Below are 13,268 nucleotides of genomic sequence, written 5' to 3'. Positions count from 1 at the left end.
AGGCTGCCTGAGAACTGCCGGAGCTTACCACAGCCACCCGCCCAGACCTACCCCGCCGGACAGGCTGAGCAATGACTCAGTGCAGACGCTTGCGGCACATCAATTGCGCCATTTTCGCCGCATCCGGCCGCTCGACCACGCCCTTTTCGGTGACGATCGCGTCGATCAGGTCCGCCGGCGTGACATCGAACACCGGATTGACCGCATCCACGTCGGCAGCGATGCGCTGCCCGCCGACCTCCAGCAGCTCGCGCGGGTCGCGCTCCTCGATGGGGATGTCCTCGCCATTCTCCAGCCCCATGTCGATGGTCGAACTGGGCGCCACCACCATGAAGCGCACGCCATGGTGCATGGCATTGACCGCCAGTTGGTAGGTGCCAATCTTGTTGGCCACATCGCCATTGGCGGTGATGCGATCGGCACCGACAATGACCCAAGTGATACCCCGGGTCTTCATCAGGTGCGCGGCCGCAGAGTCGGCATTGACGCTGACCGGAATGCCCTCCCCCAGCAACTCCCAGGCGGTCAGGCGCGAGCCCTGCAGCCAGGGCCGGGTCTCGTCGGCGTAAACCCGCTCGACCAACCCCTCCAGGTACGCCGCACGAATCACCCCCAGCGCCGTACCGAAGCCGCCCGTAGCGAGGGCGCCGGTATTGCAGTGGGTGAGGATGTTCTGCGAGTTGCCCTGGTGCTTGCGAATCAGCTCCATGCCCAGCTGAGCCATGGTCAGGTTGGCCTCGCGATCGCTCTGGTGGATACCGACAGCCTCGGCCTCCAGCGCCGCCAGGGGCGCCTCACCACTCTTCAGGCGCTGCAGACGCTCACGCATGCGTTCCAGCGCCCAGAACAGATTGACCGCAGTCGGCCGTGACTCGGCCAGCACGGTGAAATCATCTTCCAGCGCCACCTGCCAGTAAGGATCGCTCTCAGCCAGGCGCGCACGCGCGCCCAGCACCAGCCCATAGGCCGCCGCGATACCGATAGCCGGGGCACCGCGCACCACCATGGCACGGATGGCTTCGGCTACGTCGGCAGCCGAATCGTAGGCCAGCCAGACTTCCTGCTGCGGCAGCAGACGCTGATCGAGCAGGTATAACGTGCCGTCCCGCCATTCAATGGCCTTGACCTTCTCAGCCGCCAGCAATTGCTCGCGCATGGCACACCCCACCTGCAGAAACGAAAAGCCGCGGATTATAGCGAGCCGAGCATTCAGGTGCTCGGGTATACTGCCGCCCTGCCAAAACCCCGAGGATGGCCCCACCATGCCCAACGCCAGCGCCCCGCTCGACCTGCTGCTCCTGCCCACCTGGCTGGTGCCGGTCGAGCCTGCCGGCGTGGTGCTGCGCGAGCATGGTCTGGGCATCCGCGAGGGCCGCATTGTCCTCATCGCACCCCGCGCCGAAGCCCTCAAGCATGCGGCTATCGAAGTGCGTGAGCTGCCAGACTGCGTCCTTACCCCCGGCCTGGTCAATGCCCATGGCCATGCGGCGATGACCCTGTTCCGCGGCCTGGCCGACGATTTGCCACTGATGAGCTGGCTGCAGGACCATATCTGGCCGGCCGAAGCCAAGTGGGTCGACGAAAAATTCGTTCACGACGGCACCGAACTGGCCATTGCCGAACAGATCAAGGGCGGCATCAGCTGCTTTTCCGACATGTATTTCTTCCCGGAAGTGGCCTGCGAACTGGTGCACAAGAGCGGCATCCGCGCGCAGATGACCATTCCCGTGCTGGATTTCCCCACGCCGGGCGCGCGCGATGCCGACGAAGCCCTGCGCAAGGGCCTCAAGCTGTTCGACGACCTCAAGCTGCACCCGCGCATCAAGGTCGCCTTCGGCCCGCACGCACCCTACTCGGTGAGTGACGACAAGCTGGAGAACGTGCGCATGCTGGCCGAGGAGCTCGACGCCGGGATTCACATGCACGTGCACGAAACCGCCTTCGAAGTGCAGCAGAGCCTGGAGTTGCACGGTGTACGCCCGCTGCAGCGCCTGGCCAACCTGGGCCTGCTTGGCCCGCGCTTCCAGGCCGTGCACATGACCCAGATCAGCGACGAAGACATCGCCCTGCTGGTAGAAAGCAACAGCAGCGTGATCCATTGCCCCGAGTCCAACCTCAAGCTGGCCAGCGGTTTCTGTCCGGTGGAAAAGCTCTGGCAGGCCGGCGTCAACGTCGCCATCGGCACCGACGGCGCCGCCAGCAACAATGACCTCGACCTGCTTGGCGAAACCCGTACCGCCGCCCTGCTGGCCAAGGCCGTCGCCGGCAGCGCCACCGCCCTGGACGCCCACAGCGCCCTGCGCATGGCGACCCTCAACGGCGCTCGCGCCCTCGGCCTGGATGAGCAGATCGGCAGCCTGGAACTGGGCAAACTGGCCGACCTGGCCGCCTTCGACCTCTCGGGACTGGCCCAGCAACCGGTCTACGACCCTGTGTCGCAACTGATTTACGCCGGCGGGCGCAGCTGCACCAAACACCTGTGGGTGGGCGGCAAGCAACTGCTCGACGACGGCCGCCTGACCCGCCTCGACGAAGCCAGCCTGATCGCCAGCGCGCGCGCCTGGGGCGCCCGGATTGCTGGCTACACCGCGCTTTGAAGACCCAGATTCGATTTAAAGGAAAGCCCCATGAGTAACGTCGACCACGCTGAAATCGCCAAATTCGAAGCCCTCGCCCACCGCTGGTGGGACCGCGAGAGCGAGTTCAAACCGCTGCACGACATCAACCCGCTGCGCGTCAACTGGATCGACGAACGTGTCGGCCTGGCCGGCAAGAAGGTCCTCGACGTCGGCTGCGGCGGCGGCATCCTCAGTGAATCCATGGCCCAGCGTGGCGCCACGGTGACCGGTATCGACATGGGCGAAGCGCCGCTGGCCGTGGCCCAGTTGCACCAGCTGGAGTCCGGGGTCAACGTCGAATACCGGCAGATCACCGCCGAAGCCCTGGCCGAGGAAATGCCCGGCCAGTTCGACGTGGTTACCTGCCTAGAGATGCTCGAGCACGTACCCGACCCATCCTCGGTGATCCGCGCCTGCTACCGCATGGTCAAGCCGGGCGGCCAGGTGTTTTTCTCCACCATCAACCGCAACCCCAAGGCCTACCTGTTCGCCATCGTTGGCGCCGAGTACCTGATGCGCCTGCTACCGCGCGGCACCCACGACTTCAAGAAGTTCATCCGCCCATCCGAGCTGGGCGCCTGGAGCCGCGCCGCCGGCCTGCAGGTCAAGGACATCATCGGCCTGACCTACAACCCGCTGACCAAGCACTACAAACTGGCCGCGGATGTGGACGTCAACTACATGATCCAGACCCTGCGCGAGGAGTAAGGCGCATGCGCTTGCGAGCCGTACTGTTCGACATGGATGGCACCCTGCTGGACACCGCACCGGACTTCATCGCCGTGTGCCAGGCCATGCGCGCCGCGCGCGACCTGCCAGCCCAGGACGAAAAACTGATTCGCGACCAGATTTCCGGTGGCGCCCGCGCCATGGTCGCGGCGAACTTCGCCATCGACCCACAGACCGAAGGCTTCGAGGCCCTGCGCCTGGAGTTTCTCGAGCGCTACCTGGAGCACTGCGCGGTACTCAGCCAGCTATTCCCCGGCATGGCCGAGCTGCTCGCAGAGATCGAGCAGGCCAAGCTGATCTGGGGCGTGGCGACCAACAAGCCAGTGCGTTACGCCGAACCGATCATGCAGCGCCTCGGCCTGGCCGAACGCTCGGCCGTCCTGGTCTGCCCGGACCACGTCAGCCGCAGCAAGCCCGACCCGGAAATGCTTCTGCTGGCCTGCGCCAAGATCGGCGTACAGCCGGGCGAAGTGCTGTTTATCGGCGACGACGCCCGCGACATCGAAGCCGGCCGCGCGGCGGGCTGCAAGACCGCCGCCGTCACCTACGGCTACATCCACCCGGACGACAACCCGCGCCATTGGGGCGCCGACGTGGTGGTAGACCACCCACTGGAGCTGCGCGAAGTGCTTGATCGCGCCCTGTGCTCCTGCTGAACAGCGCCTCACCGCACTCAACCCGACTGACGCAATAACGAGATTTCCGCCATGTACGACTACTCCGCCCGCCCTGACCTCCTGCAAGGCCGGGTCATCCTGGTCACCGGCGCTGGCCGCGGCATCGGCGCCGCTGCCGCCAAGGCCTTTGCCGCCCACGGTGCCACGGTGCTGCTGCTGGGCAAGACCGAGGAAAGCCTGAGCCGCGTCTACGACGAAATCGAAGCGGCCGGCCACCCGCAAGCCGCGGTGATCCCGTTCAACCTGGAAACCGCCTTGCCACATCAGTACGACGAACTGGCGGCAATGCTCGAAGGCGAGTTCGGCAAGATCGACGGCCTGTTGCACAACGCCTCCATCGTCGGCCCGCGCACACCGCTGGAACAGCTGTCCGGCGATAATTTCATGCGCGTCATGCAGATCAACGTCAACGCCATGTTCATGCTCACCAGCACCCTGCTACCGCTGCTCAAGCTGTCGGACGACGCCTCGGTGGTATTTACCTCCAGCAGCGTCGGCCGCAAGGGCCGCGCCTACTGGGGCGCCTATGGCGTGTCCAAGTTCGCCACCGAAGGCCTGATGCAGACCCTGGCCGACGAAGTCGACAGCATCAGCAACGTGCGCGCCAACAGCGTCAACCCGGGCGCCACCCGCACCGACATGCGCGCCCAGGCCTACCCAGGCGAAAACCCGGCGAGCAACCCGTTGCCGGAAGCGATCATGCCGGTCTACCTGTACCTGATGGGCCCCGACAGCCAGGGCGTCAACGGCCAGGCCCTCGACGCCCAGTAAGCCGCAATGCTGGCGGCCGCCGGTTTTCCGACGGCCCACCAGTGAGACCGGCGTCACATTGCCATCATTGCCGCCAAGGAACCGGCAAATCCTTGCCGCCCAGACCAGCAAAAACGCCATAAACCAATGAAATAAAACAATTTTATTAAGTTGGCACAGAATTAGCTCTACCTCAGTCATCACAGCGCCCAGCGCCAGAGGTTGAGCTCCATGGTCCCGCCCAAACAGTCCAACACCATCGATTTCGATGCAGCCAAGCTGCAGCGCCTCGGCTATGCCAGCCGCACGCAGCCGACACTCAAGCCCGTCAGCCTGGCGCAACTGCGCCAGCAACTCGGCATGCAGCTGCAGACGTCGCTGGAAGTGGACCGCATCCTCGACCTGTTCTTCCGCGAAGTGCAGCGCCTTGTGCCGCTGGGCGCGCTGAGCTATCAGCTGGCCTCCTGCGACCTGCGCCTGGAACTGGGCGAACGCGCCAATCATTCGGCCGGCTATCGCCTGAGCCATGAAGGCGAATACCTGGGCGAGCTGATCTTCCGTCGCAGCCTGCGCTTCAGCGACGATGAACTGGGCCAACTCGAATCCCTGCTGGCCAGCCTGCTGTTTCCCCTGCGCAACGCCCTGCTCTACCGTGCCGCCCTGCAGAGCGCCCTGCGCGACCCGCTGACCGACACCGGCAACCGCATCGCCATGAACCAGGCCATGCTGCGCGAAGTGGAACTGGCCCGCCGTAACAGCCAACCGCTGTCGGTGCTGATGCTCGACATCGACCACTTCAAGCAGATCAACGACCAGCACGGCCACATCACCGGCGACGAAGTGCTCAAGGCCATGGCCGGCGCCCTGAAGAACAGCCTGCGCAACATCGACATGATCTTCCGCTACGGCGGCGAGGAGTTCCTCGTGCTGCTGTCCAACACCAACCGCGAAGCCGCACAGATGGTCGGCGAGCGCCTGCGCCTGGCCGTGCTGGGCTTGCAGCACGTGGTGGACAACCGCGCCATCGAACTGTCGATCAGCCTGGGCTGCGCCACCATGCTCGCCGGTGAGTCGGTCGACAGCCTGCAGCGCCGCGCCGACAACGCGCTGTATGTGTCCAAGCGTGAAGGCCGCAATCGCCTGTCGATGGCGGGCTGAGCGCACGCCAGTAAATCGTAGGCATGAAAAAGGGGCTCCTAGGAGCCCCTTTTTTACGACCTGCACTCAGCGCTTGCGGCCAAAGCCCGGACGCTGACCGTCACCGTTTGGCGGCCGCTTGCCCGGTGTAGCCGGGCGCGGCTTGCGGGCCGGGCGCTCGGCCAGGTCCACCGGCGGACGCGGCGTGCGCTTCTTGTTCACATCCGACGGGCGCTCGGCAACCGGCGTGCCACGACCACTGTCACGACGGTCGGCGGAATCCTGACGCGGCGCACGTTGCGGACGCTGCTCGCGGTCGCCGTCCTTGCGCGGCGCACGCGGGGCCGGGCGGGCCGGACGATCGGCACCTTCACCACGCGGGGCACGAGCCGGACGCGGAGCTTCGTTGCTGCGCTCGCCAGCTTCGTTGGCCGGACGCAGGACACGCTTGGGTCGCTCGTTGCGGCCCAGCGGACGGGCCGACTTGCGCTGCAGGCGGTCGAGCTTCTCGCGCACCTTCTCTTTCATCGTCGGCAAAGCCACTCGCGGCAGGCCAACTTCCTCACTGAGGATGTCCAGCTCGCGCTGGGTCAGCTCGCGCCAACGACCCATGGGCAGGTCGGAAGTCATGAACACCGGACCGAAGCGCACGCGCTTCAGACGGCTGACCACCAGGCCCTGGGACTCCCACAGGCGGCGCACTTCGCGGTTGCGCCCTTCCATCACCACGCAGTGGTACCAGTGGTTGAAGCCGTCGCCGCGCGGCGCTTCCTTGATGTCGGTGAACTTGGCCGGGCCGTCTTCCAGCATCACGCCGGCTTTCAGTTGCTCGATCATTTCATCGGTGACTTCGCCGCGCACCCGCACCGCGTACTCGCGGTCCATCTCGAAAGAGGGGTGCATCATGCGATTGGCCAGTTCGCCGTCGGTGGTGAACAGCAGCAGGCCAGTGGTATTGATGTCCAGGCGACCGATGTTGATCCAGCGGCCTTCTTTCGGGCGCGGCAGGCGGTCGAACACGGTGGGACGGCCTTCCGGGTCGTCACGGGTGCAGATCTCGCCTTCCGGCTTGTTGTAGATCAGCACGCGGCGTACGTTTTCCGCCATTTCTTCGCGCTTGAGCAGTTGCCCATCGACGCTGATGGCATCGTGCATATCGACCCGCGCACCCAAGGTCGCGACGGCGCCATTGACCTTGACGCGGCCCTGGCTGATCCATTGTTCGATATCGCGACGCGAGCCTTGCCCCATGCGGGCCAGGACTTTCTGCAGCTTTTCGCCGCTGGGACGGGTTGTTTCGAGATCGGTTTCTGATTCGCTCATGCTAGGCACCTCCCGGTGTATTAAATGATGCGGACGACACCCGCTCAAACCGAGCCAGCGCCAAAAGGGTCGCGCATCATACGCGGATAGCCGCCACGACGCACGGCCAGACTATAGCCGTCTAGCGGCAATAGCGTTCACCCAAACGATACGTGACCTGCTTGCAGTGACTATTAACCAGGGCAATCTTCCCGGCCTGCACCTCACCCCAATGGGAGAGGGTTCTACCCATACGGTCTGTCTGCGACCGTGGCACAGGAAAGAGCGCACAACCTTAGATAAACAGCATTACCGCCTAACGAGACTTGCGCCGCCCAGCTAGCTTCAAGGCCAACAGGCGCAGGTCCGCCTCGGCCAGCACCACGCGCCGCTCGGCCTTGTCGAGCTTCTTCCAGTGTTTGATTTCGCGCTTGCTACGCCCGCAGCCGATGCAGATGTCGTCAGCGAACTTGCAGATATCGATGCAGGGATTTTTGCTCATGCCGGCAGCCTGAAGGGTGAAAACCCGGCCAGCATAAGGGCACTGACTTCACCGACAGGATTGAACGTATCAATCCGGCCGGTGAGGTCTTTCAATGCAGCGAGTCCTTGTCGTCCAGGTCGAGCAGCGACTCGCCCATCGCCTCGGCTTCATCTTCCGGCTCGGGCAGGTCATCGAAGTCGATCTTCAGGCCCTGTTCCATAGTGTCCAGTTCGGCGAGCAGGCTGCGGAAGCTGGTTTCGTCACGCGCCTCGCCCTTGGCCTCGGCCGCCTCGGCGTCTGCCCGCGCCTGCAGCTCGGCCGGCACCGGCAGGTCGTCTTCCAGGTCCAGCAGCGGCTCTGGCTCCAGCTCGCGCAGGGCAGCCAGGGTCGGCAGCTCGTCGAGGTTCTTCAGGTTGAAGTGGTCGAGGAACTGCCGGGTAGTGGCAAGCATGGCAGGCTTGCCCGGCACGTCGCGGTAGCCAACCACACGAATCCACTCGCGCTCCAGCAGGGTTTTGACGATCTGGCTGTTCACCGCCACGCCGCGAATATCTTCGATCTCGCCGCGGGTGATCGGCTGGCGATAGGCAACCAGCGCCAGGGTTTCCAACATGGCCCGCGAGTAACGCTGCGGGCGCTCCTCCCAAAGCCGCCCCACCCAGGGCGCAAAGTGCTCGCGCACTTGCAGGCGATAGCCGGACGCCACTTCCTTCAGCTCGAAGGCACGGCCCTGGCAGGACGCTGCCAGGATACTCAGCGCATCACGGATGGTCGCCAGCTCCGGCCGTTCGGCTTCGTCGAACAGTTCGCTGATGCGCTCCAGCGACTGCGGCTTGCCGGAAGCCAGGAGGAAGGCTTCCAGCAGGGAGGCCAGTTCTTTCGGGTCGCTCAGGTTCATCTATTCGGCTCGGGCACGGACGTGGATCGGCGCAAAGGCTTCATTCTGCACCAGCTCCACCAGGGATTCCTTGATCAGTTCAAGCACCGCCATGAAGGTGACGACGACGCCCAGGCGCCCTTCACTGGCGCTGAACAGCTCGACGAACGGCACGAATGCACCGCCCTTGAGGCGTTCCAGCACCTCGCTCATGCGCTCGCGGGTAGACAGCACTTCGCGAGTCACCTGGTGGCTCTCGAACATGTCGGCGCGGCGCAGCACTTCAGCCATCGACAACAGCAGCTCTTCCAGGCTGACTTCCGGCAACAGCTTGCGCGCCCGCGCTTCCGGGGCATCGAGCTTGGGCACCGTGAGGTCACGACCGACCCGCGGCAGCACGTCCAGCCCTTCGGCGGCAGCCTTGTAGCGCTCGTATTCCTGCAGACGGCGGATCAGTTCGGCGCGCGGGTCGTCCTCCTCGTCCTCGATTTCGGCCGAGCGCGGCAGCAGCATGCGCGACTTGATCTCGGCGAGCATCGCCGCCATCACCAGGTACTCGGCAGCCAGCTCCAGGCGCACCGACTTCATCAGTTCGACGTAGCCCATGTACTGCTTGGTGATTTCCGCCACCGGGATATCGAGGATGTCGATGTTCTGCTTGCGAATCAGGTACAGCAGCAGGTCGAGTGGGCCTTCGAAGGCTTCGAGGAAGACTTCCAGGGCATCCGGCGGGATGTACAGGTCGAGCGGCATCTCGGTGACCGCCTGGCCGTAGACCAGGGCGAACGGCAGTTCCTGCTGGGCGCCGGCCTCAGAGCTGCTGTGCGTCGGCGATACGGCGTTGGAAGCGGCCTCGGAATGCTCATTTACCATACGTAAACTCCGCTTCCTCGGCCGCTTCCGCCTTGTCTCGCTCTAGCTCGCAAGCTCTGATCGAAGATGCTTCGCTCACGCTTCGTCACCCTGAAACGGGCTGGGGTCGCCGCAGCCGATACGGAATATTTCGGGCTCGCCGTCGGCCAGGTTGACCACGGTGGAGGCTTCGAGGCCGCCGTAGCCGCCATCGATGATCAGGTCGACGTGATGCTCCAGCACCTGGCGCATCTCGTAGGGATCATTCATCGGCAGCTCTTCGCCCGGCAGGATCAGGCTCACGCTCATCAAGGGCTCGCCCAGCTGCTCGGCCAGCGCATGGGCAATCGGATGCCCCGGCACGCGCAGGCCGATGGTGCGGCGCTTGGGGTGCAGGAGCATGCGCGGCACTTCGCGGGTGGCACCGAGAATAAAGGTGTAAGGCCCCGGCGTATGCGCCTTGAGCAGGCGAAAGGCCCGGGTATCGACCTTGGCGAACAGGCCGATCTGCGACAGGTCGCTGCACACCAGGGTGAAGTTGTGCTTGTCATCCAGCTGGCGCAGGCGGCGAATGCGCTCAACCGCGCCCTTGTCGCCGATCAGGCAGCCAATGGCGTAGGACGAATCCGTCGGATAGACCACCACGCCGCCACTGCGGAGGATCTCCACCGCCTGTTTGATCAGACGCGCCTGCGGGTTTTCCGGGTGTACCTGGAAGAACTGACTCATGACCTCTCCCTGTTCAGGGGGCAGCAGGGTGCGGGCGATGGACATTGGCGAAGCGCTCCCACAACGGTGGCAGGTCTTCAGGCAAGGGACGGTACATGCCGAGTTCCGACCAGTCGCCCGGTGCATGGAAATCACTGCCGACACTGGCCAGCATGCCGAACTCGCGCGCCAGGATGGCCAGGCCGCCAACCTGCTCGGCAGGCTGCAGGCCATTGACCACCTCCAGCGCGTGGCCGCCGGCGGCGATGAAGTCGGCCACCAGGCGGCGGCGCTTACTGCGGGTGAAATCGTACTGCCAGGGATGCGCCAGGCTGATCCAGGCACCCGCATCGCTGAGGGTGCCGACCGCCTGTTCCAGGCTCGGCCAGTGCTGTTTGACGTCCCCCAGCTTGCCGGAGCCGAGCCACTTGCGGAACGCTTCGGCGTGGTCGCGCACATGCCCGGCGCGCACTAGGAACTCGGCGAAATGTGGTCGTGCCGGCGCATTACCGCTGTCGCCCAAGGCCTGCTGCACGGCGCGAGCGCCTTCCAGCGCACCCGGCATGCCCTTGGCTTCCAGACGCTTGCCGATTTCCTCGGCGCGCAACCAGCGGCCCTGGTGCAGGTCAGCGATGGCTTTTTGCAGTGCCGGCGCCTCGCTGACGAAGGCGTAGCCCAGTACATGGATGGTGGCGCCGCCCCAGGTGCAGGACAGTTCGATGCCATTAACCAGGCTCAGGCCCAGCGCATCGGCGGCCTGGCGCGCCTCGACCAGGCCCTCGAGGGTGTCGTGATCGGTCAGTGCCAACAGCTCGACACCCCGCTCATGGGCGCGCGCGACGACCGCGGCCGGGGCCAGGACGCCGTCCGAAGCGGTACTGTGGCAATGCAGATCAACCTTCATGGGGCCGCTTTCGCTGGGAATGATGTTTGTTATTATGCCGCCACATCCCGCTTCTGGCTGCCGCCGTGAAACAATTCATCGACTTCATCCCGCTTATCCTGTTCTTCATCGTCTTCAAACTTGATCCTCTCACCGTTGAACTGGCCGGCCACAGCGTCGAGCTGGGCGGTATTTTCAGCGCCACTGCCGTGCTGATCCTGGCCTCCGTGGTGGTCTACGGCACCCTTCTGGTGCTGCAGCGCCGCCTGGAAAAGGGCCAGTGGCTGACCCTGGCCGCGTGCCTGCTGTTCGGCGGCATGACCCTGGCCTTCCACAGCGAAACCTTCCTCAAGTGGAAGGCGCCGGTGGTCAACTGGCTATTCGCCCTGGGCTTCCTCGGTAGCCACTTCATCGGCGACAAGCTGCTGATCCAGCGCATGCTGGGCCACGCCGTGCAGCTGCCGCAGCAGATCTGGACGCGCCTGAACCTGGCCTGGGTGGCCTTTTTCCTGTTCAGTGGCAGCGCCAACCTGTTCGTGGCCTTCACCTATCAAGAGATCTGGGTCGACTTCAAAGTGTTCGGCAGCCTCGGCATGACCGTGCTCTTCCTGGTGGCTCAAGGCGTTTACCTGGCCCGTCACATGCATGACGCCGACACCCAAGACAGTAAGGACTGACATGCTCTACGCCATCATCGCCAGCGACACCGAAGGCTCCCTGGAAAAACGCCTGGCCAGCCGCCCGGCCCACCTGGCGCGCCTGGAACAGCTGAAAAGCGAAGGCCGCCTGGTTCTCGCCGGTCCGCACCCCGCCATAGACAGCAACGACCCGGGCCCGGCTGGCTTTTCCGGCAGCCTGATCGTCGCCGAGTTCGAATCCCTCAACGCCGCGCAGAGCTGGGCCGATGCCGACCCCTATCGGGCCGCCGGGGTCTATGCCAGTGTGCTGGTCAAACCGTTCAAGCTGGTTCTGCCTTAATTCGCCTTACGCTCCATAACAACAAAATCGAAAATCGGAGTTCCTCTATGCGCCAAGGCTCGTTGCTCTCCCTGTTGCTTGCTGGCTTGCTGACCACCACCTGGGCGGCTGCGGAGGAAACCGTGCTGCCACTGCCCGCGGCCACGCCTGCCGCGACGGTCGCACCGGCCAGCAATGAGTCGCGAATCAGCGAACTGCAACAGCAACTGGCGGAAAGCGAGCGCCAGCGCAACGAGCTGCAAGCCAGCGCCGGACAGGAAAGCCCCCAGCTCAGCCGCCTGCGCCAGGACAACCAGCGCCTCAAGCTGCAACTCAAGCAAGCCCAGGCCCAGCAACCACCGCGCCTGCTCACCGAGCAGCAGCAGTGGTATGCCATTGGCGTCGGCTCCGCCCTGCTGGCGTTCATCGTCGGGCGCCTGAGCGCCGGGCGACGGAACAAGCGCCGCAGCGAGTGGGTCTGAGCCACCGGCGTAGCCTGTTGCTACGCCGCCCTCCCCGATGAATACAACGCCATGACTGAACTGCTGCTGATCGACGATGACCGTGAACTCTGCGAACTGCTGGCCAGCTGGCTACAGCAGGAAGGCTTTCAGGTGCACGCCTGCCACGACAGCGGTAGCGCCCGCGACAGCCTGGCCCGGCACAACCCGGCGGCGGTGATTCTCGATGTGATGCTGCCCGACGGCAGCGGCCTGGAACTGCTCAAGCAACTGCGCAGCGAGTACGCCGAACTGCCGGTGCTGATGCTTTCCGCACGCGGCGAGCCATTGGACCGCATCCTCGGTCTGGAACTGGGCGCCGATGACTACCTGGCCAAACCCTGCGACCCGCGCGAACTGACCGCCCGCCTGCGCGCCGTGCTGCGCCGCAGCAGCGCGCCCGCCAGCGCCAGCCGCCTGGAGCTGGGCGACCTGAGCTTCAGCCAGGTGCGCGGCGTGGCCATCCTCGGCGAGCACGAGATCAGCCTGACCCTGTCCGAAGGGCGCATCCTCGAAGCCCTGTTGCAGCAACCCGGCGAGCCGCTGGACAAGCAGGCCCTGGCGCAACTGGCCTTGGGCCGCAAGCTGACCCTGTACGACCGCAGCCTGGACATGCACGTCAGCAACCTGCGCAAGAAACTCGGCCCACATGCCGATGGCCGCCCACGGATCATCGCCCTGCGCAGCCGCGGTTACTTCTACAGCGCCTGAAAGCGCTTACGAGCGCGTGTCAGGCACTTGCTACACGTCTTTACCCTGCCTTTACCCAAGGCTGACCGCGCTTGACCTTGCCG

The 13,268-nt window shown here is 64.8% G+C and carries 16 protein-coding genes; 9 read left to right on the top strand and 7 right to left on the bottom strand.

All coding sequences use genetic code 11. From position 1 onward, the window contains the following. Window positions 1-76: 76 nt before the first annotated feature. A complete protein-coding gene (mtnA, locus tag H3H51_RS08100) occupies window positions 77-1,156 on the bottom strand; it encodes an S-methyl-5-thioribose-1-phosphate isomerase (protein ID WP_183088540.1) in 1,080 nt (359 codons plus the stop codon). Window positions 1,157-1,262: 106 nt separating this feature from the next. Between mtnA and H3H51_RS08095 the strand changes: the two genes are divergently transcribed. The 5 genes from H3H51_RS08095 (at window position 1,263) to H3H51_RS08075 (ending at window position 5,932) form a co-directional block, all read left to right on the top strand. Next, window positions 1,263-2,597: a TRZ/ATZ family hydrolase gene (locus tag H3H51_RS08095; protein ID WP_183088539.1), complete on the top strand. Its 1,335-nt coding sequence runs from the start codon at window positions 1,263-1,265 to the stop codon at window positions 2,595-2,597. 30 nt (window positions 2,598-2,627) lie between these two features. After that, on the top strand, window positions 2,628-3,326 hold the full coding sequence (gene ubiG / locus H3H51_RS08090; RefSeq protein ID WP_183088538.1) for a bifunctional 2-polyprenyl-6-hydroxyphenol methylase/3-demethylubiquinol 3-O-methyltransferase UbiG: 699 nt from the start codon (window positions 2,628-2,630) through the stop codon (window positions 3,324-3,326). Between the two features lie 5 nt (window positions 3,327-3,331). Further along, entirely contained in the window at window positions 3,332-4,003 is a 672-nt protein-coding gene (mupP, locus tag H3H51_RS08085) for an N-acetylmuramic acid 6-phosphate phosphatase MupP (RefSeq protein WP_183088537.1), read from the top strand. Between the two features lie 51 nt (window positions 4,004-4,054). Further along, entirely contained in the window at window positions 4,055-4,795 is a 741-nt protein-coding gene (locus H3H51_RS08080) for a YciK family oxidoreductase (protein ID WP_183088536.1), read from the top strand. A gap of 210 nt (window positions 4,796-5,005) precedes the next feature. Beyond that, entirely contained in the window at window positions 5,006-5,932 is a 927-nt protein-coding gene (locus tag H3H51_RS08075) for a GGDEF domain-containing protein (RefSeq protein WP_183088535.1), read from the top strand. A gap of 66 nt (window positions 5,933-5,998) precedes the next feature. Here the strand turns inward: H3H51_RS08075 and rluB are convergent, their stop codons facing one another. The 6 genes from rluB to H3H51_RS08045 form a co-directional block, all read right to left on the bottom strand. Further along, window positions 5,999-7,234, bottom strand: coding sequence for a 23S rRNA pseudouridine(2605) synthase RluB (gene rluB, locus H3H51_RS08070; RefSeq protein WP_183088534.1), 1,236 nt, complete (start codon window positions 7,232-7,234; stop codon window positions 5,999-6,001). 295 nt (window positions 7,235-7,529) lie between these two features. Continuing rightward, window positions 7,530-7,715, bottom strand: coding sequence for a DUF1289 domain-containing protein (locus H3H51_RS08065; RefSeq protein WP_183088533.1), 186 nt, complete (start codon window positions 7,713-7,715; stop codon window positions 7,530-7,532). Window positions 7,716-7,806: 91 nt separating this feature from the next. Then, window positions 7,807-8,595 (bottom strand): SMC-Scp complex subunit ScpB, encoded by a 789-nt coding sequence (gene scpB / locus H3H51_RS08060; RefSeq protein WP_183088532.1) that lies wholly within the window; start codon window positions 8,593-8,595, stop codon window positions 7,807-7,809. After that, window positions 8,596-9,447, bottom strand: coding sequence for a segregation and condensation protein A (locus H3H51_RS08055; RefSeq protein ID WP_407926471.1), 852 nt, complete (start codon window positions 9,445-9,447; stop codon window positions 8,596-8,598). A 75-nt stretch (window positions 9,448-9,522) separates the two neighbouring features. Then, the gene (locus tag H3H51_RS08050; RefSeq protein WP_183088531.1) at window positions 9,523-10,155 is read right to left on the bottom strand and encodes an L-threonylcarbamoyladenylate synthase; all 633 of its coding nucleotides are present in this window, start codon (window positions 10,153-10,155) and stop codon (window positions 9,523-9,525) included. Window positions 10,156-10,168: 13 nt separating this feature from the next. After that, on the bottom strand, window positions 10,169-11,038 hold the full coding sequence (locus H3H51_RS08045) for a PHP domain-containing protein (RefSeq protein ID WP_183088530.1): 870 nt from the start codon (window positions 11,036-11,038) through the stop codon (window positions 10,169-10,171). A gap of 65 nt (window positions 11,039-11,103) precedes the next feature. Here H3H51_RS08045 and H3H51_RS08040 point away from each other — a divergent pair, with 65 nt between their 5' ends. From H3H51_RS08040 to H3H51_RS08025, 4 genes are read left to right on the top strand one after another with little or no spacing between them, the layout of a single operon-like run. Continuing rightward, complete coding sequence (locus H3H51_RS08040; protein ID WP_183088529.1) at window positions 11,104-11,694, top strand: septation protein A; 591 nt, start codon at window positions 11,104-11,106, stop codon at window positions 11,692-11,694. A 1-nt stretch (window position 11,695) separates the two neighbouring features. Next, window positions 11,696-11,995 (top strand): YciI family protein, encoded by a 300-nt coding sequence (locus tag H3H51_RS08035; RefSeq protein ID WP_183088528.1) that lies wholly within the window; start codon window positions 11,696-11,698, stop codon window positions 11,993-11,995. Between the two features lie 47 nt (window positions 11,996-12,042). After that, complete coding sequence (locus tag H3H51_RS08030; protein ID WP_183088527.1) at window positions 12,043-12,456, top strand: translation initiation factor 2 (IF-2, GTPase); 414 nt, start codon at window positions 12,043-12,045, stop codon at window positions 12,454-12,456. A 51-nt stretch (window positions 12,457-12,507) separates the two neighbouring features. Then, on the top strand, window positions 12,508-13,185 hold the full coding sequence (locus H3H51_RS08025; protein ID WP_183088526.1) for a response regulator transcription factor: 678 nt from the start codon (window positions 12,508-12,510) through the stop codon (window positions 13,183-13,185). Window positions 13,186-13,268 lie beyond the last annotated feature (83 nt).

Source organism: Aquipseudomonas ullengensis, assembly GCF_014174475.1.
Taxonomy (GTDB): Bacteria; Pseudomonadota; Gammaproteobacteria; order Pseudomonadales; family Pseudomonadaceae; genus Aquipseudomonas; species Aquipseudomonas ullengensis.
The sequence above is the reverse complement of the archived record's forward strand: the minus strand, read 5'-3'. Positions and strand labels throughout refer to the sequence as shown.

Bases quoted from the DNA above. Each gene is read 5' to 3' on its own strand.
- mtnA (WP_183088540.1), bottom strand. From the start codon at position 1,156: ATGCGCGAGCAATTGCTGGCGGCTGAGAAGGTCAAGGCCATTGAATGG.
- H3H51_RS08095 (WP_183088539.1), top strand. From the start codon at position 1,263: ATGCCCAACGCCAGCGCCCCGCTCGACCTGCTGCTCCTGCCCACCTGG.
- ubiG (WP_183088538.1), top strand. From the start codon at position 2,628: ATGAGTAACGTCGACCACGCTGAAATCGCCAAATTCGAAGCCCTCGCC.
- mupP (WP_183088537.1), top strand. From the start codon at position 3,332: ATGCGCTTGCGAGCCGTACTGTTCGACATGGATGGCACCCTGCTGGAC.
- H3H51_RS08080 (WP_183088536.1), top strand. From the start codon at position 4,055: ATGTACGACTACTCCGCCCGCCCTGACCTCCTGCAAGGCCGGGTCATC.
- H3H51_RS08075 (WP_183088535.1), top strand. From the start codon at position 5,006: ATGGTCCCGCCCAAACAGTCCAACACCATCGATTTCGATGCAGCCAAG.
- rluB (WP_183088534.1), bottom strand. From the start codon at position 7,234: ATGAGCGAATCAGAAACCGATCTCGAAACAACCCGTCCCAGCGGCGAA.
- H3H51_RS08065 (WP_183088533.1), bottom strand. From the start codon at position 7,715: ATGAGCAAAAATCCCTGCATCGATATCTGCAAGTTCGCTGACGACATC.
- scpB (WP_183088532.1), bottom strand. From the start codon at position 8,595: ATGAACCTGAGCGACCCGAAAGAACTGGCCTCCCTGCTGGAAGCCTTC.
- H3H51_RS08055 (WP_407926471.1), bottom strand. From the start codon at position 9,447: ATGGTAAATGAGCATTCCGAGGCCGCTTCCAACGCCGTATCGCCGACG.
- H3H51_RS08050 (WP_183088531.1), bottom strand. From the start codon at position 10,155: ATGAGTCAGTTCTTCCAGGTACACCCGGAAAACCCGCAGGCGCGTCTG.
- H3H51_RS08045 (WP_183088530.1), bottom strand. From the start codon at position 11,038: ATGAAGGTTGATCTGCATTGCCACAGTACCGCTTCGGACGGCGTCCTG.
- H3H51_RS08035 (WP_183088528.1), top strand. From the start codon at position 11,696: ATGCTCTACGCCATCATCGCCAGCGACACCGAAGGCTCCCTGGAAAAA.
- H3H51_RS08030 (WP_183088527.1), top strand. From the start codon at position 12,043: ATGCGCCAAGGCTCGTTGCTCTCCCTGTTGCTTGCTGGCTTGCTGACC.
- H3H51_RS08025 (WP_183088526.1), top strand. From the start codon at position 12,508: ATGACTGAACTGCTGCTGATCGACGATGACCGTGAACTCTGCGAACTG.